At 62.6% G+C, this 1,657-nt stretch carries 1 protein-coding gene; it reads right to left on the reverse strand.

Annotation, left to right across the window (positions count from 1 at the left end):
- Positions 1-359 precede the first annotated feature (359 nt).
- Positions 360-1,190, reverse strand: a complete 831-nt coding sequence (locus NJQ98_RS18975) for a rolling circle replication-associated protein (protein ID WP_262181722.1) — start codon at positions 1,188-1,190, stop codon at positions 360-362.
- Positions 1,191-1,657 lie beyond the last annotated feature (467 nt).

Below are 1,657 nucleotides of genomic sequence, written 5' to 3' on the forward strand. Positions count from 1 at the left end.
GTATCTTGCTCTTGAGTCACAACTGTCTGGGTGGTACTTAAAGCTTCGAGTGGGGTAGGCTGCTAATCTGCTAATCTGCTAATCCGCTAATCTGGTAATCTGGTAACTTGGTAATCTGCTAATCTGGCAATCTGGTAATCCGGGAGAGAAGGGCTGTGCGTGGTGTTTTCCCGACCGACCGACCCCGCAGGGGGGTTGGTCGGTCGGTGGGTAGGTGACTGTCGCCGTCCGCCCGGTGGCCACGGTCGGGAAGGAGATCGACGCGACGGACCACTGCGGATGCCGCAGCCGGCTCCGCGAGTTGTCGCTCGCTCCGCTCGCTCTGCTCGGCGTACGCCGGTTGCGGCCGTCCTCGTTCGTCAGTCGGGCGGGTCGAGTCCGACCGGGCCGTCGTTGAGGCGCTGTCGGTAGAAGTCGGACGGCGTGACGCCCCGACGTAGCGGGCCGTCGCCGTCCACAGGGGAAACCTCGTAGTCGTCCATGAGAAGCTCCCAGTCGCGTTCTGTGTCCTCTGAGGAGCCTCGAACAGCTAGGTCGATGTCGGCGCTACTGCCGTACCGTCTCGCGCCGTCAGGCAGGTCGTGGAGCGCTCCCTTGGTCAGGTACTTCGTGAGGTAGCGAGCGGCGTTCCGGGCGTTCACTCGCCTGATATCGACAACGTGGCCGAGACCGACGCGCTGGGCAGTCTCAGAGAGCATTTCCTGCGGTAGGTAGCGGTCCACGAGGAGATGCAGGTGCGGGTTCCCGCCGTCGCCTTCCTCGCGAATCCACACGTAGGACATTCCGGGGTAGCGGTCCTTTATCTCCGTTCTGAGCGCATTAAAGCGCTCGGTCAGGTATCGGTGCTGGTCGTCCTGGGCGTCCGGCGCGGTCGACGGGTCGAGCGTCAGCGTGAGCAGTCGGCGGAGCTCCGGGCGCTCCTCGATGAGCCGGTCGAGCTCCTCGACGAGGTTGCAGCGCATTCGGTGGGCGCAGCAGTAGCAATCCCATGAGTTGCACCGGAACGGGGCGATTTCACCGTCCTCAGCCTCTAACTCCATGTTTCGGTATATCTCGCGGCAGTCGTAGCGCTCGTCCTCCTGGTCGTCGTCGGTCAGGTCTACGTGGTCTTCTAGCTCGCTCTGCCGGGTTTCGGCAGTGTCTGGCTCTCTTGAGTTGTTCTTACCGTCGTCAAGTGAAGGACCGCTCACCGCCACCGCCTCCGCAGTAGGAGGGGTCCTCGCTCCGCTCGGACCCTGCGCGCCCTCCGCTCGGTCGGGCGCTTGTGGCGGTTGCGCGGTCGAGCGCAACCGGGCCGGCGGACGGACGACGCCGGACCCCGCAGGGGGGCCGCGGCGCCGTTGCGACCGGCCGCCACCGGCGGCCCTGACGGGCCGGCGCTCGGTATATCGAGATTCTGATAGAATCTCAGCCCTAGTCTAGTATAGCTTAGTACAGTATAGGGGGACCTCTCAGGTTCCTTATAGAAACGACTCCTGACGCAGGTGGATTTATACGCTATCGGGGTTGTAGAACTAGCTGAGTTCCGGACTCCAATCGGACTCAGCCAGTCCCGTCGCAGCGGGTCTGGCACGTATCTTGCTCTTGAGTCACAACTGTCTGGGTGGTACTTAAAGCTTCGAGTGGGGTAGGCTGCTAATCTGCTAATCTGCTAATC

The sequence above is a fragment of the Haloarcula laminariae genome, assembly GCF_025457605.1.
Classification (GTDB): Archaea; Halobacteriota; Halobacteria; order Halobacteriales; family Haloarculaceae; genus Haloarcula; species Haloarcula laminariae.